The following is an 18,742-nucleotide window of genomic DNA, read 5'->3' as shown; positions in this document are numbered from 1 at the left end:
GGCCATGGGCGCGGGTGAGGGCGCGGGCGCGGGTGAGGAGTGGGACGAGGCGCTGCTGGACCGGGTTTTCCTCACCCGGGTCATCGAGCCCGGGGACGAGACCGGCGGGCGGTGGGTGCGGGAGCGCGGGGTACGGGAGGTGGTCCGGCGACTGCGGCGGGGCGGACCCGTGCCGCCGGGCGTCAGCGACCGGCGCTGGGAGGGGCTGCGGGCCCGTGCCGAACAGGCGGACCCGCGCCGGGACCTGACCACCGCCGCGGCGGCGGGCGTGCGGTTCGTCGCACCGGGGCGGCCCGAGTGGCCCGGGCAGCTCGACGACCTGGGGGACGCCCGGCCCCTGGGCCTGTGGGTCCGCGGCCGGCCCAGCCTGCGGATGTGGGCGCTGAAGTCCGTCGCCCTGGTCGGCGCCCGCGCCTGCACCGCGTACGGGGCGCACATGGCGGCCACTCTCGCCGCCGACCTCGCCGAGCGCGGCTGGGTGGTGGTGTCCGGCGGGGCCTACGGCGTGGACGGCGCCGCCCACCGGGGCGCCCTCGGGGCCGGCGGCGCCACCGTCGCCGTCCTCGCCTGCGGGGTCGACCGGCCCTACCCGCGCGGCCACGCCGAACTGATCAGAAGGATCGCCGAACAGGGGCTGGTGGCCGGGGAGCTGCCGCCCGGAGAGCACCCGACGCCGAGCAGGTTCGTCCTGCGCAACCGGGTGATCGCCGCGCTGACCCGGGGCACGGTCGTCGTCGAGGCCGCCCACCGCAGCGGCTCCCTCGTCACGGCACGGGCCGCCCGGCGCCTGGGCCGGCACACGATGGGGGTACCGGGACCGGCCACCAGTGCCCTGTCCGCCGGCGTCCACGAACTGCTGCGCGACGACGCCGTCCTCGTCACCGACGCCGCCGAGATCGTCGAGCTCGTCGGTGACATGGGCGAACTCGCCCCGGACCGGCGCGGCCCGGTGCTCCCCACCGACCTGCTCGAACCGGGCGCCCGGCAGGTCCTGGCGGCGCTTCCGGCGCGCGGGACCGCGGCGCCCGCCGGGATCGCGCGCCGTGCCCAGACCTCGCAGGACGACGCGATCGCGAGGCTGTACGAGCTTCGAGCACTGGGTTACGTCGAACGACATGACGACGGCTGGAAGTTGACACGCCAGGCGATGATCTCAGCCCGCGTGGCTCGCGACCCGTGCTGACCGAGCGTGTTCGGCCGTCCGGGGGAACCCCTACGCCCTTGGGAATTCCCGCAGTTGAGGTATTCGAGTGATCACGCTGAGCGATGGCGGGGTGGGGGAAGAGTGTCGAGCGGAACGTATCTGCGCACCCTCCGGAGGCGTCTCTTCGCTCACCGCGACACTCCAGTCACGCTACGCTCACGAAGGCTCCCACCCAGACCCTCACACAGACAGGCACCATCCAGACGGCGGACCGACAGTCCACAGACGGCACCAGAACACGGCAGAACGGCACAAGGCGACGAATGCCCCAGCACACCTCCGGGCCCGGACGGGCGGCGGTCCCCCCAGCCGCCCGCGACGGTGGCAGCGTGCGGCCGCCCGCCCCCTCGACGCTCGACGAGCTGTGGCGGTCGTACAAGACGACGGGGGACGAACGACTGCGGGAACAGCTGATCCTGCACTACTCGCCCCTCGTGAAGTACGTGGCGGGCCGGGTCAGCGTGGGTCTGCCGCCCAACGTCGAGCAGGCGGACTTCGTGTCGTCCGGGGTGTTCGGGCTGATCGACGCGATCGAGAAGTTCGACCTGGACCGGGAGATCAAGTTCGAGACGTACGCGATCACCCGGATCCGGGGCGCGATGATCGACGAGCTGCGGGCGCTGGACTGGATCCCGCGGTCGGTGCGGCAGAAGGCCCGCAGCGTGGAGCGGGCCTACGCCACGCTGGAGGCGCGGCTGCGGCGGACCCCCTCCGAAGCGGAGGTGGCCGACGAGATGGGCATCGCGGTCGAGGAACTGCACTCGGTCTTCAGCCAGTTGTCGCTGGCCAACGTGGTGGCGCTGGAGGAGCTGCTGCACGCCGGCGGCGAGGGCGGGGGCCGGCTCAGCCTCATGGACACGCTGGAGGACACCGCCGCCGACAACCCGGTGGAGGTGGCCGAGGACCGGGAACTGCGACGGTTCCTGGCGCGGGCGATCAACACGCTCCCGGAGCGGGAGAAGACCGTCGTCACGCTCTACTACTACGAGGGGCTCACGCTCGCCGAGATCGGCAATGTGCTGGGGGTCACCGAGAGCCGGGTCAGCCAGATCCACACCAAGTCGGTTCTGCAACTGCGTGCGAAGCTGGCCGGATTCGGACGCTGACCCGGCCGGACGCGGCGAGGCGGGCCGGGTCGCCGATCGGCCGGACGGGGGCGGTGTCTCCCGTCCGGGGCGGTGCGTCCGTAAAGTGGTCGACGTGCCAAGGATTCGAGCGGCCTCCGTGGCCGAGCACCGGTCGATGCAGCGTGCCGCCCTGCTGGACGCGGCACGCTCCCTGCTGTCCGAAGGCGGGACGGAGGCGCTGACCTTCCCCGCCCTCGCCGAGCGGACGGGCCTCGCGCGGTCGTCCGTGTACGAGTACTTCCGGTCGCGGGCCGCGGTCGTGGAGGAGCTGTGCGCGGTCGACTTCCCGGTCTGGGCGGCCGAGGTGGAGGCCGCGATGGCCGCCGTCGACCGGCCGGAGGCCAAGGTCGAGGCGTATGTGCGCAAGCAACTGGAACTGGTCGGTGACCGCCGGCACCGGGCCGTGGTCGCCATCTCCGCCAGCGAGCTGGACGCCGGGGCCCGGGAGAAGATCCGGGCGGCGCACGGTGGGCTGATCGCGATGATCGTCGAGGCGCTCGGCGACATGGGCCACGCGCAGCCGCGGCTGGCGGCGATGCTGCTCCAGGGCGTGGTCGACGCGGCGGTGCGCCGGATCGAGCTGGGCGCGGCGGAGGACCCGACGGTGATCACGGACGCGACGGTGTCGATGGTGCTGAAGGGCGTGCGGGGCTGACCACCGGGCCGGCCCGCCGTTCCGAGCAGCGAGCGGATCACCGTGGCGGCCTGCGAGAACGTGCCGGGCCGCCTCTCGCCGAGGGCGGCCGCGCGCGCCTGACCGCGTGAGTGCGGGGTCGGCTGGATGTCTTTCGGTCACGACGAGCTCCGCTGGGACCTGGAGTGCGGGCCCGGCCCGGACGGCGCCTGGCGCGGCTGGTTCGGCGTACAGGTGCGCGCCGGCACCCCACGGCGCCTCGGGCTCAGTCCCGGCCGGCCCTCTTCCGGAGCCGCGGGGCCGTCCCCGCCCGGCCGGTGGCACGCCGCCGCCGGACGCGGGGCCCGTCGCACGGGCCCCTGACACGGCTCTGCGGTTCCACGGCTCTGCGGTTCCACGGCCCCGCGGTTCCACGGCTCTGCGGTTCCACGGCCCCGCGGTTCCACGGCCCCGCGGCTCCCGGGCCGGTGCCGGTCAGGGTGGTGGTACGCCCAGGACCGGCAGCAGCCGGGACGGGCCGCCGTCGAGCAGCCACGGCGGCAGCAGGGACAGCGGATCCAGGTAGGTGTCACCGGCCCGCAGGCCCCAGTGCAGGCAGCCGGCCGGACAGTGGGCGCCCGGTGCCTCCACCGTGCCGACCGGGTCGCCGGCCGCCACCACGTCGCCCTTCGCCACCGAGGCCCGTACCGGCTCGTACGTCGTGCGCAGCGGCGGCTCACCGGTGTCCGCCAGCTCCACCGAGACCACGCCCCGGCCCGCCACCCGGCCGGTGAACGCCACCCGTCCCGCCGCCACCGCCCGCACCACCGCACCGGGGCCGGCCGCCAGGTCCACCCCGCGGTGGCCCGGCCCGTACGGCGTCGCCGGAGGCGACCAGCCGCGCAGGACGGCGGGCCGTCCGCCGGTCGGCCAGTTCCGGGCGACGGCCGGGACCACGGGGCCGGAGGCCGCGCCCGGCGGCACGGACACCGGCGCGGCCCCTCCCTCCGGGAGCCCCGCGAAGAACAGGGCCGGCACCGCCAGCGACCACACCCATCCACGCGTCCAACGCCTCACTCGCATGCGGAAACCGTCCCCCGAACGGCCCGTTCCCCGCCCGGAGCTGTGGATTACTCGCCGGTTGTGGAGAGCGGCGTCACCCGGTGCTCCCCGGGTCCCGTACACTTCTGATGGCGATCCGGGTCACCGGGTCGACTTCGCACGCCCCGACACGAGACAGCACCAGGCCTCGTGTCAGCGCCCCTCGGTCCTCTGCGGCACGGCGCATCGCGGGCGTCAGGCGCGGGAGCCGTCCGGCATCCGCGGCACAACCGAGAAATTCAAGGAGATACGGCCATGGCCGTCGTCACGATGCGGGAGCTGCTGGAAAGCGGCGTCCACTTCGGTCACCAGACCCGTCGCTGGAACCCGAAGATGAAGCGCTTCATCTTCACCGAGCGCAACGGCATCTACATCATCGACCTGCTCCAGTCGCTGTCGTACATCGACCGCGCCTACGAGTTCGTCAAGGAGACCGTCGCCCACGGCGGCACGGTCATGTTCGTCGGCACGAAGAAGCAGGCGCAGGAGGCCATCGCCGAGCAGGCCACCCGCGTCGGCATGCCCTACGTCAACCAGCGCTGGCTGGGCGGCATGCTCACCAACTTCTCGACCGTCTACAAGCGTCTGCAGCGCCTCAAGGAGCTCGAGCAGATCGACTTCGAGGACGTCGCCGCGTCCGGTCTGACCAAGAAGGAGCTTCTCGTGCTCTCGCGCGAGAAGGCCAAGCTGGAGAAGACCCTCGGCGGTATCCGCGAGATGTCCAAGGTCCCCAGCGCCGTCTGGATCGTGGACACCAAGAAGGAGCACATCGCGGTCGGTGAGGCCCGGAAGCTCAACATCCCGGTCGTCGCGATCCTCGACACCAACTGCGACCCCGACGAGGTCGACTACAAGATCCCCGGCAACGACGACGCGATCCGCTCCGTCACGCTGCTCACCCGTGTGATCGCCGACGCGGTCGCCGAGGGCCTCATCGCCCGCTCCGGTGTCGCCACCGAGGGCAAGGGCGAGAAGGCCGCGGGCGAGCCGCTGGCCGAGTGGGAGCGCGACCTGCTCGAGGGCGAGAAGAAGGCGGACGAGGCTCCGGCCGAGGCCGAGAAGCCGGCCGAGGACGCCGCCGAGGAGGCCCCGGCCGCCGAGGCTCCGGCCGCCGAGGCCCCCGCCGCGGACGCCGAGCAGGCCTGACCCCTCACACCCTTCGGGTTCTGGACGGCGGGGGCCCACGAAGCCCCCGCCGTTTCGGCCCGTAGATCTTCAGACTTCGAGAGAGATTCCTGAATCATGGCGAACTACACCGCCGCCGACGTCAAGAAGCTCCGTGAGCTCACGGGCGCCGGCATGATGGACTGCAAGAAGGCGCTGGACGAGGCCGAGGGCAGCGTCGAGAAGGCCGTCGAGGCGCTCCGCATCAAGGGCCAGAAGGGCGTCGCCAAGCGCGAGGGCCGCTCCGCCGAGAACGGCGCCGTGGTCTCGATCATCGCCGACGACAACTCCTCCGGCGTCCTCGTCGAGCTGAAGTGCGAGACGGACTTCGTCGCCAAGGGCGACAAGTTCCAGGCCGTCGCCACCGCGATCGCCGAGCACGTCGCCAAGACCTCCCCGGCCGACCTCCAGGCCCTGCTCGCCTCCGAGATCGAGGCCGGCAAGACCGTGCAGGCGTACGTCGACGAGGCCAACGCCAACCTCGGCGAGAAGATCGTCCTGGACCGCTTCGCGCAGTTCGCCGACGGCTACGTCACCGCCTACATGCACCGCACGATGCCCGACCTGCCCCCGCAGATCGGTGTCCTCGTCGAGCTGGACAAGCCGAACGCCGAGATCGCCAAGGGCGTCGCCCAGCACATCGCCGCGTTCGCGCCGAAGTACCTCTCCAAGGAGGACGTGCCGGCCGAGGTCGTCGAGTCCGAGCGCCGCATCGCCGAGGAGACCACCCGCGCCGAGGGCAAGCCCGAGGCCGCCCTGCCGAAGATCGTCGAGGGTCGCCTCAACGGCTTCTTCAAGGACGCCACGCTGCTCGGTCAGCCGTACGCCCTGGACAACAAGAAGTCCGTCCAGAAGGTCCTGGACGAGGCCGGTGTCACCCTGAAGCGCTTCTCGCGCATCAAGGTCGGCATCTGAGTCCGTACCGCGACGGACGCCCGGCCCCGGTAGGGTCGGCAGCAGTCGTCCGCGCACCCGCGCGTCGCGGACGACAGCAGATCTGACGAGGAGGCCATTGCCGCGCAGGGATGAACCCAGCCCCCGGCAATGGCCTCCTTCGTATGTGTGACCCACGTAAAAGAGGCGAGATCTCCATGACCACCAAGGCCGAGAAGAGCGACGACGGCAAAGTGAGCGGCCGGTTTCTGCTGAAGCTGTCCGGGGAGGCCTTCTCCGGCGGCGGGGGCCTGGGCGTCGACCCCGACGTGGTGCACGCCATCGCGCGCGAGATCGCGGCCGTCGTCCGGGACGGCGCGCAGATCGCGATCGTCATCGGCGGCGGGAACTTCTTCCGCGGCGCCGAACTCCAGGTGCGTGGCATGGACCGCGCCCGCTCCGACTACATGGGCATGCTCGGCACCGTGATGAACTGCCTCGCCCTCCAGGACTTCCTGGAGAAGGAGGGCGTCGACTGCCGGGTGCAGACCGCCATCACCATGGGGCAGGTCGCCGAGCCCTACATCCCGCTGCGCGCCGTGCGCCACCTGGAGAAGGGCCGCGTGGTGATCTTCGGCGCCGGTATGGGCATGCCGTACTTCTCCACCGACACCACGGCCGCTCAGCGCGCCCTGGAGATCGACGCCGAGGCGCTGCTCATGGGCAAGAACGGGGTGGACGGGGTCTACGACTCCGACCCGAAGACCAACCCGGACGCGGTGAAGTTCGACGCCCTCGGCTACGGCGAGGTCATCACCCGGGACCTGAAGGTCGCCGACGCCACGGCGGTCACGCTCTGCCGTGACAACAAGCTCCCGATCGTGGTCTTCGAACTCCTGAAGGAGGGCAATATCGCCCGTGCCGTCAAGGGTGAGAAGATCGGCACGCTCGTGGGGGACCAGGACAGCCGTACCTGACCCCCTGGCCGGGGGATGGACAATGTCCTGCCGGTCGGGAACCGTGCAGGAAGAAGACGCGACGCAGCCGGCCGTCGCCCCGAGGGGGAACCGCGGCCGGGCCTACTCAAGACACGCAGGAGCAAGTGGTGATCGAAGAGAGCCTCCTCGAAGCCGAGGAGAAGATGGAGAAGGCCGTCGTGGTCGCCAAGGAGGACTTCGCCGCGATCCGCACCGGCCGTGCGCACCCGGCGATGTTCAACAAGATCGTGGCCGACTACTACGGCGCGCCGACGCCGATCAATCAGCTGGCCTCGTTCTCCGTGCCGGAGCCGCGGATGGCCGTGGTGACGCCGTTCGACAAGACCGCCCTGCGCAACATCGAGCAGGCGATCCGTGACTCCGACCTCGGCGTCAACCCGAGCAACGACGGCAACATCATCCGCGTGGTGTTCCCGGAGCTGACCGAGGAGCGCCGCCGCGAGTACATCAAGGTCGCCCGGGGCAAGGGCGAGGACGCCAAGGTCTCCATCCGCTCCGTGCGCCGCAAGGCCAAGGACGCCATCGACAAGCTGGTCAAGGACGGCGAGGTCGGCGAGGACGAGGGCCGCCGCGCGGAGAAGGAACTCGACGACACCACCGCGAAGTACGTCGCCCAGGTGGACGAGCTCCTCAAGCACAAGGAAGCGGAGCTGCTCGAGGTCTGATGAACGACTCTTCCTGGGGGGCGCCGCCACAAGCCGGGTACTGGGGGCCGTCCGAGCGGGGACCTGTCCAGGGGGCTGCCCCGGCGGGTCCCGCCTACGATGCGCAGTACGCGCAGCAGACTCGCCCCATGCCCATCGTGCCCGACGTACCCGACTTCGGCTCGGACCAGGATGACGACCGGGGGGCCGCTCGGCAGGGCGGTCCCCCGTTCCGCGACCAGACCTCTCCTCCGGCACCGGCCTTCACGGCGGGGCCGCAGCAGCAGAATCCGGAGCCCATGCAGGACGCCCCGCAGCCGGCACCCTCGCCGCCCTCGCCGCAGAAGAAGAGCGCGGGGCGCGACCTGGGTGCCGCGATAGGGGTGGCCCTCGGGCTCGGTGCGGTGATCGTCGCGTCGCTGTTCTTCGTCAAGGCCGTGTTCGTGGGCGTGGTCGTCGTCGCCGTCGTGGTCGGGCTGTGGGAGCTGACCAAGCGGCTCGACGAGCGCAAGGGCATCCACGCGCCGCTCGTCCCGCTGGCGGTCGGCGGCGCGGCGATGGTCATCGCCGGCTATGCGCGGGGCGCCAACGGCGCGTGGGTCGCCATGGCGCTGACCGCGCTCGCCGTCCTCGTATGGCGGATGGCGCGGCCACCGCAGGACTACCTGCGGGATGTCACGGCGGGCGTCTTCGCGGCGTTCTACGTGCCGTTCCTGGCCACGTTCGTCGCCATGATGCTGGCGGCGGACGACGGTCCGTGGCGGGTGCTCACCTTCCTGATACTGACGGTCGTCAGCGACACGGGCGCCTACGCGGTCGGCTGGCGCTTCGGCAAGCGGAAGCTCGCGCCGCGCATCAGTCCCGGCAAGACCCGCGAGGGCCTGGCCGGAGCGGTGGCCTTCGCGATGGCCGCGGGCGCGCTGTGCGTGCAGTTCCTGATCGACGACGGCGCCTGGTGGCAGGGCCTGCTCCTGGGCCTGGCCGTCGCGGTCAGCGCCACGCTGGGCGACCTGGGCGAGTCGATGATCAAGCGCGACCTCGGCATCAAGGACATGGGCACCCTGCTGCCGGGCCACGGCGGCATCATGGACCGCCTGGACTCGCTGCTGCCCACGGCGCCGGTGGCGTGGCTGCTGCTGGTGGTCTTCGTGGGGAGCGGCTGAACCGCGTCGGCGTTGACATACGTATCGCGGGCCCCGTCCTTTTCATGAAGGGCGGGGCCCGTGCCGTACCCGGGGCGGAAAAGGGAACGCCTTGCTCATACCGCTGCCGCGCCGATTCCCAAGGCTTGTGCCTGGGTCACGCGCATTCGGGAATGTCGCCGTTGTGTCCGGCCGGCTCGGTGAATCCGCTGTACGACCAGCCGGTGTATTCGTCGTCGCGTGAGCTGCGCAGATCAGCCTCGGTGTGCGGTTCCCTCGTCGGCCACCTGACCTTCAGCCAGACGGTGGTGTCGAGGCCCTCTCCGGGCTGGAAGCCGGTGTCCTTCCAGCACAGGACCCAGAGCGTGTCGTGTAACCGGGCGAGCCCGATCTGCGCGGCGGCCTCGGGGCCGGGGCAGTCGTCCTCGGCACAGGTGCGCACCTTGAGGCCCTCGTCACCGCGGTCCGTCACGGTGTCGACCACCTTGTACCGCCACGGGCCGGTGCCCTCGGGTGCCTGGTCCGTGCGGTAGACGGTCCTCGGGGTGGGCTCCGTCCCCACCTCGCAGTTGGTGTTCTCACCGGGGCAGCCGACGCGCGGCCCGTCACCGTCCCCGTCGACCTCGGTCCGGTCCCGGTTGTCGTCCCGGTGGACGGTCGTGGTCGGCGCCTCGCCGGGACCGTCGTCCTTGGCCAGATTGGCGCCGGCGACGGCCAGGCTGCCCGCCGCGGCGATACAGGCCGCGCCGAGCGTGACCTTGTGCGCCTTCTTCAGTTTCTTGATCTTCTCGAAGACCACGGTATTCCGTCCGTTCTCCTGAAGGAGCGAGTGACCGCCGAAAGGCGCTCTCCTCCTCAGTGAACCACCGGCGAAAAAGCCGCCCCCGAATTGATGGTCCGGCCATTCTTTCCGTCTGTACGGTCCGCGCGCATTGCGTAACCGGATTGACAAAAAACACCTGTGACGATGCCGAAATCGCGCATGCTGACCAGTAGGTAACCGTGCGCACCGTGACCCTCCTATGTGCCACACCTCACAAGGGCACCACGGCGGTCCGCGGTGGCCCGGCCGGTGTCGGAAGGCCACCCCGTCGATCTGCGACACTGGTACTGCCATGCCTAAGCCCGGAGAACTCACTTTCGTCGCCCCGCGCGGAGCCAAGAAGCCGCCGCGGCATCTCGCCGACCTCACGCCCGCCGAGCGCAAGGAGGCGGTCGTCGCGGCCGGTGAGAAGGCGTTCCGCGCCAAGCAGCTCTCGCAGCACTACTTCGCGCGGTACGCGCACGACCCGGAGCAGTGGACCGACATCCCCGCCGGTGCCCGGGGAAAGCTGCGGGAGGCGTTGCTGCCCGAGCTGATGACCGTCGTGCGGCATCTGTCGACCGACGAGGGCACCACCCGCAAGACGCTGTGGCGGCTGTTCGACGGGACGCTCGTCGAGTCGGTGCTCATGCGGTACCCGGACCGGGTGACCATGTGCATCAGCTCGCAGGCCGGGTGCGGCATGAACTGCCCGTTCTGCGCCACCGGGCAGGCGGGGCTCGACCGGAACCTGTCGACCGCCGAGATCGTGCACCAGATCGTGGACGGCATGCGGGCGCTGCGGGACGGAGAGGTTCCCGGGGGGCCGGCGCGGCTCAGCAACATCGTGTTCATGGGGATGGGCGAGCCGCTCGCCAACTACAACCGCGTGGTGGGGGCCATCCGGCGGCTCACCGACCCCGAGCCGGACGGTGTCGGGCTGTCGCAGCGCGGGATCACCGTGTCGACGGTCGGTCTCGTGCCGGCCGTCCACCGGTTCGCCGACGAGGGCTTCAAGTGCCGGCTCGCGATCTCGCTGCACGCCCCCGACGACGAGCTGCGCGACACCCTCGTGCCGGTCAACACCCGGTGGAAGGTGCGTGAGGTGCTGGACGCCGGGTTCGAGTACGCCGCGCGGTCGGGGCGCCGGCTGTCCATCGAGTACGCGCTGATCCGGGACATCAACGACCAGGCGTGGCGGGGTGACCGGCTCGGGCGGCTGCTCAAGGGCAAGCCCGTGCACGTCAACCTCATCCCGCTCAACCCGACGCCGGGCTCGAAGTGGACCGCCTCGCGGCCCGAGGACGAGAAGGCGTTCGTGGAGGCCATCGCGGCCCACGGTGTGCCGGTGACCATCCGGGACACCCGCGGGCAGGAGATCGACGGGGCGTGCGGCCAGCTCGCCGCGAGCGAGCGGTAACCTGATCGACGTAGGACATCCGTAGGACATCAGAGAAACACATCTTCAATATTCCGACAGGGGAGCGCCACAGCGCTGAGAGTGCGGCACCGGCCGCAGACCCTCCGAACCTGGCCCAGGTCATTCTGGGTAGGGAGATCGGTCATCACTCGAGCTGTTGCGCCCTGCCCGGGGTCCCGACGAGGGGTTCCGGGCAGGGCCGCGTCTTCTCCTGGCCCACCCCAGGAGGAATTCAGTGAGCATCACCAAGAAGGCCACGGTCCTGGTCGTCGGGCTCGGTCTGGTCACGCTGTCCGCGTGCGGGTCGTCGTCCGGCGACGGGGCGTCCGGCGACACGAGGACCGTGACGCTGGTCAGCCATGACTCGTGGGCCGTGTCCAAGAGCGTCATCGCCGCCTTCGAGAAGCAGTCCGGGTACCGGGTGAAGGTCCTGGAGGACGGCGACGCCGGGCAGGCGGTCAACAAGGCGATCCTGACCAAGGACAACCCGCAGGGCGACGTCCTCTTCGGCGTCGACAACACGCTGCTCTCCCGCGCCCTCGACAACGGCCTGTTCCAGCCGTACGAGGCGAAGGGACTGGACCGGGTCGACGAGCGGTACCAGCTCGACGCCGAGCGGCACCGGGTCACGCCCGTCGACTACGGCGACATCTGCGTCAACTACGACAAGGCGTACTTCAGCGAGCACGACATCGACCCGCCGGCCTCCTTCGCCGACCTGACCGAGCCCGCGTACAAGGACCTCCTCGTCACCGAGAACGCCGGGACCTCCTCGCCGGGGCTGGGCTTCCTGCTCGGGACGGCCGCCGCGTACGGGGATGGGGGCACCTCCCGCTCGAGCGAAGCCGAGAGCGGGGGAGGCTGGCAGGGGTACTGGAAGAAGCTCAAGGCCAACGGGGTGAAGGTGGTCGACGGCTGGGAGCAGGCGTACAACGAGGAGTTCTCCGGGTCGGCCGGGGGCAGGAAGGCCGGCGGGGACCGGCCGCTCGTCGTCTCCTACGCCTCCTCCCCGCCGGTGGAGGTGGTCTACGCCGATCCGCAGCCGAAGACCGCGCCCACGGGGGTGGCGACCGGCACCTGCTTCCGGCAGACCGAGTTCGCCGGGCTGCTGAGCAAGGCGAAGAACCCCGAGGGCGGCAAGGCGCTGATCGACTTCCTGATCAGCGAGAAGTTCCAGGAGGACATGCCGCTGAACATGTTCGTCAACCCGGTCGTCGACGGCGCCGAGCCGCCGGCCGTCTACACCGACAACATGCCGGACGTCGCCGACCCGCGGACCATGGCCCCGGCGAAGATCGCCGAACACCGGGACGACTGGGTCACGTCGTGGACCTCGCTCGTACTGAAGTAGCCGCGCGGCGGCGGTCGAACGGGGCGCGACTGGCCCTGATGGCGGTGCCCGTCGCGTTCTTCGCCGTCTTCTTCGCCTACCCCGTCGCCGCGATCGTCGGCCGGGGCCTGAAGGACGGCGACGGCTGGCACCCGGGCCGGATCGGGGAGGTGGTGGCCGCCTCCGCCGTACGGCACGTGCTGTGGTTCACCACCTGGCAGGCACTGGCCTCCACGGCGCTCACCCTGCTGGTCGCGCTGCCGGGCGCGTACGTCCTCGCCCGGCTGGACTTCCCCGGCAAGCAGGTGCTGCGGGCGGTGGTGACGGTGCCGTTCGTGCTGCCGACGGTCGTGGTCGGTACGGCGTTCCTGGCCCTGGTCGGGCGCGGCGGGCTGCTCGACGACCTGTGGGGGGTGCGGCTGGACACCACCGTGTGGGCCATCCTGCTGGCGCACGTCTTCTTCAACTACGCCGTCGTCGTCCGCACCGTCGGCGGTCTGTGGGCGCAGCTCGACCCGCGGCAGGAGGAGGCCGCGCGGATGCTGGGCGCGTCGCCGTTCGCCGCCTGGCGCCGGGTCACCCTGCCGGCGCTGGCGCCCGCCGTGGCCGCCGCCGCGCTGATGGTGTTCCTGTTCACCTTCACCTCCTTCGGCGTCGTGCAGATCCTCGGCGGGCCCGCCTTCGCCACCCTGGAGGTGGAGATCTACCGGCAGACCTCGCAGCTCTTCGACCTCTCCACCGCCGCCGTGCTGACGCTGGTCCAGTTCGCCGCGGTCGCCGCGATCCTCGCCGTGCACGCCTGGACGGTGCGGCGGCGGGAGACCGCGCTGAGGCTGGTGGACGCCTCGGTCACCGCGCGCCGGCCGCGCGGCGCCGGGCAGCGGGGGCTGCTGGCAGGGGTGCTGGCCACCGTCGCCGTACTGATCCTGCTGCCGCTGGCCGTGCTGGTGCGGCGGTCGGTGGACGGCGGTCTCGGTCATTACCGGGCGCTCACGCACGAGGACGGCGGTACCTTCCTCGTCCCGCCGATCGACGCCGTCGGCAACTCCCTCCAGTACGCCGTCGCCGCCACCGCCGTCGCCGTGCTCGTCGGCTCACTGGCCGCCTTCGCGCTGGCCCGCCGGGACGCGGGCCGGCTCGTGCGCGGCTTCGACGCGCTGCTGATGCTGCCGCTCGGGGTGTCGGCGGTGACCGTCGGCTTCGGGTTCCTGATCGCGCTGGACGAGCCGCCGCTGGACCTGCGGTCGTCCTGGATGCTGGTGCCGCTCGCGCAGGCACTGGTCGGGGTGCCCTTCGTCGTACGGACCATGCTGCCGGTGCTGCGGGCGGTGGACGGGCGGCTGCGGGAGGCGGCGGCCGTGCTCGGGGCGTCGCCCTGGCGGGTCTGGCGGGAGGTGGACCTGCCGCTGGTGCGGCGGGCGCTGCTGGTCGCGGCCGGGTTCGCGTTCGCGGTGTCGCTGGGGGAGTTCGGGGCGACGGTGTTCATCGCGCGGCCCGACAACCCGACGCTGCCGGTGGCCGTGGCACGGCTGCTGGGACGGCCGGGGGACGTCAACTACGGGCAGGCGATGGCCCTGTCGACGATTCTGATGATCGTGTGCGCGGTGGCGCTGCTGGTGCTCGAGCGGCTGCGCACCGACCGGAGCGGGGAGTTGTGAGCATGCTGAGCCTTGAGGGGGCCACGGTCCGCTTCGGTGGGCGGGCCGTGCTGGACGCCGTCGATCTGAGGGTCGCCGAGCACGAGGTGGTGTGTGTGCTCGGGCCCAGCGGCAGCGGCAAGTCGACGCTGCTGCGGGCGGTGGCCGGGCTCCAGCCGCTGGACGCCGGGCGGGTGCTGCTGGACGGGCGGGACCAGGCGGGCGTACCCGCGCACCGGCGCGAGGTCGGGCTGATGTTCCAGGACCACCAGCTCTTCCCGCAGCGGGACGTGGCCGGCAACGTCGCCTTCGGGCCCCGGATGCGGGGCGCGTCGCGTGACGAACAGCGGGCACGGGTCACGGAACTGCTGGAGCTGGTCGGGCTGCCGGGGGCCGCGGGGCGGTCCGTGGCGGCGCTGTCCGGTGGCGAGCAGCAGCGGGTGGCGCTCGCGCGGGCGCTGGCGGCCCGGCCCCGGCTGCTGATGCTGGACGAGCCGCTCGGCCAGCTCGACCGGTCGCTGCGGGAGCGGCTGGTGGTGGAGTTGCGGGAGCTGTTCGGCCGGCTGGGTACGACGGTGCTCGCGGTGACGCACGACCAGGGCGAGGCGTTCGCGCTGGCCGACCGGGTCGTGGTGATGCGCGACGGGCGGATCGCCCAGCAGGGCACGCCGCTCGACGTGTGGCAGCGTCCGGCCGACGCGTTCGTCGCCCGGTTCCTCGGCTTCGACAACGTCGTCGAGGCGACCGTCACCGGTCAGGTCGCCGGCACCCCGTGGGGCAAGGTGCCGGTGCCCGAGGGCGGTCCGCAGGGCACGCGGCCGGTGCTGGTCCGGCCCGCCGGCGTCCGGCTGGTGGCGGCGGGCGAGGGGCTGCCCTGCAGGGTCGCGGCCCGCACCTTCAAGGGCACCCATGTCGCCGTGCACCTCCAGCCCGAGGAGCCCGAGGGGCCCGGTGAGCCCGGAAGCGCGCCCCGGCTGGAGGCGGCCTGCGCGCTGCGGGCCGCGCCGGAGATCGGGGAGCGGGTCGGGGTGGAGTTCGACGTGGCGGAAATCGTCGTGCTCGGGTGACCGCCCGCTCGTAGGGCGGGCGCATGACGCTGCTCGCACACGACCGCTACTGCGACGAGATCACTCGTCAGGCCGGGCGGTTGACGCAGCTGCTGACCGCCGGCGCCGACCTGGGCGCCACCGTGCCGACCTGCCCGGAGTGGACCCTGGAGGACCTGGTCCGGCACGTCGGCCGGGCCCTGCGCCGGACGGAGCACACCGTCCGTACCCGCGCGCGGGCGGAGATCCCCATGGACCAGGTGCCCGGCGTCGAGGGGCCCGGGACCCGGGGGGACGCCGCCGCACTGGCGGAGTGGTTCGCGCGGTCCGCCGCCGCGGTGACCGGCGTGCTGCGGGCGGCCGGACCGGACGCGTACGCCTGGTCGTGGAGGGGAAGCACGACGCCGCGTTCTGGGCCCGCCGGATGTGCCACGAGCTGATCGTGCACGGCGTGGACGGGGCGCTCGCGGCGGGCCGCGCGCCCGGGGCGCCGGCTCCCGAGGTGGCCGCCGACGCGCTGGAGGAGTGGCTGGAGATCGTGGAGTTCGTGCAGCGGGCCCTGCCCGACGGACCGGCGAAGGACCTGCGCGCCCCCGCCCCCGGCCGCGGCATCCGGCTGCACGCCACCGACACCGACCCCGCGCTCAACGCCGACTGGCTGATCGGCCTCACGCCCGGCGGCGTCATCCGGCGCCGCGGCCACGAGGCGGCGACGGAGGTGACGGGGGAGACGGAGGTGACGGAGGTGACGGCCGCGGTGCGCGGTCCACTGGCCTCCGTGCTGTACCTCTCCTACCGGCGGCTGCCGCTGGACGCGCCGGACCTGGAGGTGGCGGGCGACCGGGAGCTGCTGGAGTTCTGGCTGGCGAAGGCGGGCTTCGGCTGACCCGAGGGCCGGCTCGACAGCCGGCTCGACAGTCGGTCCGGAGCCGGCATGACGGTGGCCCGTCCCCCGGAGAACCTGGAAAAAAGGGGGAACGGGCCACCACTCGTACTGACGTGACGTCAGCTCTCGCTCTTCGCGCCACGGCGGCGCATGCCGAAGAACACCGCGCCACCGCCGACCACGACCAGGGCGGCCGCGATCCCGGCGATCACGCCGGTGTTGGAGTTGGCGCCGGTCTCGGCGAGGTTGGAGTCACCGGCCGCGGGCGACGGAGCGTTGCTCGCGGTGTCCTCCGCCGGGACGGTGGACCCGCTCTCCGAGGCGGCCGGGGTCGACGGGGACGGGACCGGGGTCTCGGACTCCTCCTCGGCCGGGGTCGAGGAGGACTCGGACGGCGTCGGCGTCGGAGTCGGGGACTCCTCCTCCTCGCCGCCGCCACAGGCGGTGGCCGGCGTGACGAGGTTCGGCTTGATGTCCTCGTCCACGTACGGCGCGGCCTTGACGTGGACGCGGTACTCCGTGCTCGGCTTCCAGTCCTCGGTGAAGGTGATGGTGGTGCCCTCGCGGGACCCCTTCACCTCCTGCTCGCCGACCTTCTCCTCGCCGCCGTCGCTCTGGCGGAAGACGGTGACGACGGCGTTGACGCCAGCGGCGTCCACGTCGGTCACGGTGATGACGCCCTTGGTGCCGTCGCACGTGGCGTCGGCGCTGAACTCGCCGATGTTGCAGGCGAGCGCGTTGCCGGCGGCACCGACGGCCAGGGCGGCCGCGGCGGTCGCCACACCGAGGGCACGAACGCTACGGCGGGACGCCGCACTTCTGAGTATGGGCAGGGGCACGTTGGTCCTTTACCGGATGCTGGGTGCGGGGGGTTGCCCGGGACCGGTGGTCACACTTTCGCGACACCGCGGCCCCAGGAGACTCACAGGTCTATTGGCAGTACACCGGCAGTGTCAACGCGAAAGCACCGGAAGGGCATTGGCTTTGCCCTCTTATTAACCTCGAATAAGTTTCAGCGCCGCCGGCGCCTCCTCGATCCGGTCGACCAGGGCGATCCGCGACTCCATCGACCGCCCCCGGGCCAGTGCCCGCAGCAGCGGCCAGGTCGGCAGCCGCTCGGTCCAGTGCGCCTCGTCCACCAGCACCATGGGCGTGGGCTCGCCGCGCGACTCGTAGTAGTTGGGCGTCGCGTTGTCGAAGATCTCCTGTACGGTCCCGGCGGCACCCGGCAGGAAGACGACCCCCGCGTTGGAGCGGGCCAGCAGGCCGTCCTCGCGGGTGGCGTTGGCGAAGTACTTGGCGATGTGCGCGGCGAAGGCGTTCGGCGGCTCGTGACCGTAGAACCAGGTCGGGATGCCGACCGAGGCGCCGCCGTCCGGCCAGCGCTCGCGCACCTCGAAGGCGGCCCGCGCCCACTCCTCGATCGACGGCGTGAAGGAGGGGGCCTTGGCGAGCAGCAGCAGCGCCTCCTCCAGCATGGCGTCGGCGAACGGGGCCGCGTAGGCACCGAGGTTGGCCGCCTCCATGGCGCCGGGACCGCCGCCGGTGGCCACGGTGAAGCCGGCACGGGCCAGTTCGCGGCCGAGCCGGGCCGCGCCGGCGTACGCCTCGGTGCCGCGCGCCATCGCGTGGCCGCCCATGACGCCCACCACCGGGGCGCCGGCGAGGAGTTCGTCGACCGCGTCGGAGACGGCGTCGTCGTGGACGGCGCGCAGCATGGAGGCGAAGACGTCGCCGTCCGCCTTGGTCCGCTGGAACCAGGCGTAGGCCAGCGCGTCCGGTGTCGTCCCGTAGCCGTCGGACAGACCGGCGTACAGGTCGTCGGGGGAGTAGACGCAGGCGCGGTAGGGATCGAAGGGCAGGCCGGGCACGGGCGGGAACACCAGGGCTCCGGCGGCGCGCACGGCGGTGGCGGCCTCGTCGTCCATCGGGCAGCCGAGGAAGACGGCGCCGTCGGCCTCCACGGTCAGCAGGACGTCCGTACGGTCCGTCAGGTCGACGGCCTGGACGCGGTGGTGCGCGAGGCCCGCGCCGCGGGCGAGGACCTCGTCGAACTCGGCGAGGCTCTCTATCTCACGGTCGTGGGCGGCATGGTACGGCTGGGCGGGTGTCAGGTCATCCACCCGCCCAGCCTAGGGGGCTTCTGCCGGATGCCCGGGGCAGAAGGAGCGGCGTGCGGCGAGAGCGCGTGCCGGGCGTCGCGCCGCCGCGGGGATCCGTCAGAAGCCCCCTGGGCGCGGGCGGCTGTCAGCCCTCCACCGCGGCCGGGTCCATCCACACGACCTCCCAGGTGTGGCCGTCGAGGTCGTCGAAGGCGCGGCCGTACATGAAGCCGTGGTCCTGGGTCTCGCCGGTGGGCGTGCCGCCGGCCGCGAGCGCCTTGCCGACCAGCTCGTCGACCTTCTCGCGGCTCTCGGCGCTCAGCGCGAGCAGCACCTCGCTGTTCTTCCGGGAGTCGATGATGTCCTTCCTCGTGAACACGCCGTACTTCTGCGGGGTGTGCAGCATGACCACGATGGTGTCGCTGAGCGGGATCGAGGCGGTCGAGTCGTCGCTGAACCGGGGGTCGATCGTGTACCCCAGCGCGGTGAAGAACCTCTTGGCGGCGTCGAGGTCGCCGGTGGCCAGGTTCACGAAGATCATCTGCTGGTACATGCGGGCCTCTCCCGTCGGTGTCGTGCCGTTCGCAGGGGCAGACCCGGGGCGGGGCCCGGACTCATCGCCGGCCGGGAGACTTTTTCGATTTTTTCCGAAC

At 71.9% G+C, this 18,742-nt stretch carries 17 protein-coding genes, 1 pseudogene and 1 riboswitch; of the genes and pseudogenes, 13 read left to right on the top strand and 5 right to left on the bottom strand.

Translation table 11 applies throughout. From position 1 onward, the window contains the following. The first annotated feature begins 4 nt into the window (after positions 1-4). The 3 genes from dprA to ACY1JF_RS08170 all read left to right on the top strand — a co-directional run bounded on the left by dprA (position 5) and on the right by ACY1JF_RS08170 (position 2,986). A complete protein-coding gene (gene dprA / locus ACY1JF_RS08180; protein ID WP_462704488.1) occupies positions 5-1,183 on the top strand; it encodes a DNA-processing protein DprA in 1,179 nt (392 codons plus the stop codon). Between the two features lie 284 nt (positions 1,184-1,467). Continuing rightward, a complete protein-coding gene (gene whiG, locus ACY1JF_RS08175; protein WP_462704329.1) occupies positions 1,468-2,310 on the top strand; it encodes an RNA polymerase sigma factor WhiG in 843 nt (280 codons plus the stop codon). A 118-nt stretch (positions 2,311-2,428) separates the two neighbouring features. Continuing rightward, positions 2,429-2,986, top strand: coding sequence for a TetR/AcrR family transcriptional regulator (locus ACY1JF_RS08170; protein ID WP_462704487.1), 558 nt, complete (start codon positions 2,429-2,431; stop codon positions 2,984-2,986). A gap of 453 nt (positions 2,987-3,439) precedes the next feature. Here the strand turns inward: ACY1JF_RS08170 and ACY1JF_RS08165 are convergent, their stop codons facing one another. After that, positions 3,440-4,027 carry a murein hydrolase activator EnvC family protein gene (locus tag ACY1JF_RS08165; protein ID WP_462704328.1) on the bottom strand — a complete coding sequence of 196 codons (588 nt, stop codon included), beginning with the start codon at positions 4,025-4,027 and terminating at the stop codon, positions 3,440-3,442. A gap of 273 nt (positions 4,028-4,300) precedes the next feature. On the opposite strand from ACY1JF_RS08165, the gene rpsB reads away from it, so the two are divergent. The 5 genes from rpsB (at position 4,301) to ACY1JF_RS08140 (ending at position 8,887) form a co-directional block, all read left to right on the top strand. After that, complete coding sequence (rpsB, locus tag ACY1JF_RS08160) at positions 4,301-5,191, top strand: 30S ribosomal protein S2 (RefSeq protein ID WP_462704327.1); 891 nt, start codon at positions 4,301-4,303, stop codon at positions 5,189-5,191. A 96-nt stretch (positions 5,192-5,287) separates the two neighbouring features. Further along, positions 5,288-6,124 (top strand): translation elongation factor Ts, encoded by an 837-nt coding sequence (gene tsf / locus ACY1JF_RS08155; protein WP_462704326.1) that lies wholly within the window; start codon positions 5,288-5,290, stop codon positions 6,122-6,124. Between the two features lie 176 nt (positions 6,125-6,300). Continuing rightward, positions 6,301-7,059: a UMP kinase gene (pyrH, locus tag ACY1JF_RS08150; protein WP_462704325.1), complete on the top strand. Its 759-nt coding sequence runs from the start codon at positions 6,301-6,303 to the stop codon at positions 7,057-7,059. 128 nt (positions 7,060-7,187) lie between these two features. After that, positions 7,188-7,745, top strand: a complete 558-nt coding sequence (gene frr, locus ACY1JF_RS08145; RefSeq protein WP_215164522.1) for a ribosome recycling factor — start codon at positions 7,188-7,190, stop codon at positions 7,743-7,745. Then, positions 7,745-8,887, top strand: a complete 1,143-nt coding sequence (locus ACY1JF_RS08140) for a phosphatidate cytidylyltransferase (RefSeq protein ID WP_462704324.1) — start codon at positions 7,745-7,747, stop codon at positions 8,885-8,887. Before frr ends, ACY1JF_RS08140 begins: the two co-directional genes overlap by 1 nt. Positions 8,888-9,023: 136 nt before the next feature. Here the strand turns inward: ACY1JF_RS08140 and ACY1JF_RS08135 are convergent, their stop codons facing one another. After that, the gene (locus ACY1JF_RS08135) at positions 9,024-9,665 is read right to left on the bottom strand and encodes a hypothetical protein (protein WP_462704323.1); all 642 of its coding nucleotides are present in this window, start codon (positions 9,663-9,665) and stop codon (positions 9,024-9,026) included. 316 nt (positions 9,666-9,981) lie between these two features. Here ACY1JF_RS08135 and rlmN point away from each other — a divergent pair, with 316 nt between their 5' ends. From rlmN to ACY1JF_RS08110, 5 genes and pseudogenes are all read left to right on the top strand, one after another. Next, complete coding sequence (rlmN, locus tag ACY1JF_RS08130) at positions 9,982-11,088, top strand: dual-specificity RNA methyltransferase RlmN (RefSeq protein ID WP_462704322.1); 1,107 nt, start codon at positions 9,982-9,984, stop codon at positions 11,086-11,088. A gap of 48 nt (positions 11,089-11,136) precedes the next feature. Then, positions 11,137-11,242, top strand: a riboswitch (TPP riboswitch). A gap of 81 nt (positions 11,243-11,323) precedes the next feature. Then, entirely contained in the window at positions 11,324-12,439 is a 1,116-nt protein-coding gene (locus ACY1JF_RS08125; RefSeq protein ID WP_462704321.1) for a thiamine ABC transporter substrate-binding protein, read from the top strand. Positions 12,440-12,477: 38 nt separating this feature from the next. Then, the gene (locus ACY1JF_RS08120; RefSeq protein WP_462704320.1) at positions 12,478-14,076 is read left to right on the top strand and encodes an ABC transporter permease; all 1,599 of its coding nucleotides are present in this window, start codon (positions 12,478-12,480) and stop codon (positions 14,074-14,076) included. Positions 14,077-14,078: 2 nt separating this feature from the next. Next, positions 14,079-15,122, top strand: a complete 1,044-nt coding sequence (locus ACY1JF_RS08115; protein WP_462704319.1) for an ABC transporter ATP-binding protein — start codon at positions 14,079-14,081, stop codon at positions 15,120-15,122. A gap of 23 nt (positions 15,123-15,145) precedes the next feature. Beyond that, positions 15,146-15,987 (top strand): annotated as a pseudogene (locus ACY1JF_RS08110) (maleylpyruvate isomerase N-terminal domain-containing protein). A gap of 119 nt (positions 15,988-16,106) precedes the next feature. On the opposite strand, the gene ACY1JF_RS08105 reads toward ACY1JF_RS08110, so the two are convergent. From ACY1JF_RS08105 to ACY1JF_RS08095, 3 genes are all read right to left on the bottom strand, one after another. Next, complete coding sequence (locus tag ACY1JF_RS08105) at positions 16,107-16,820, bottom strand: LAETG motif-containing sortase-dependent surface protein (protein WP_462704486.1); 714 nt, start codon at positions 16,818-16,820, stop codon at positions 16,107-16,109. A gap of 162 nt (positions 16,821-16,982) precedes the next feature. Beyond that, on the bottom strand, positions 16,983-18,110 hold the full coding sequence (locus tag ACY1JF_RS08100; protein ID WP_462704318.1) for an LOG family protein: 1,128 nt from the start codon (positions 18,108-18,110) through the stop codon (positions 16,983-16,985). A 124-nt stretch (positions 18,111-18,234) separates the two neighbouring features. Beyond that, positions 18,235-18,642, bottom strand: coding sequence for a VOC family protein (locus ACY1JF_RS08095; protein ID WP_462704317.1), 408 nt, complete (start codon positions 18,640-18,642; stop codon positions 18,235-18,237). Positions 18,643-18,742 lie beyond the last annotated feature (100 nt).

This window comes from Streptomyces sp. SYSU D01066-1 (assembly GCF_054956795.1).
The sequence above is the reverse complement of the archived record's forward strand: the minus strand, read 5'-3'. Positions and strand labels throughout refer to the sequence as shown.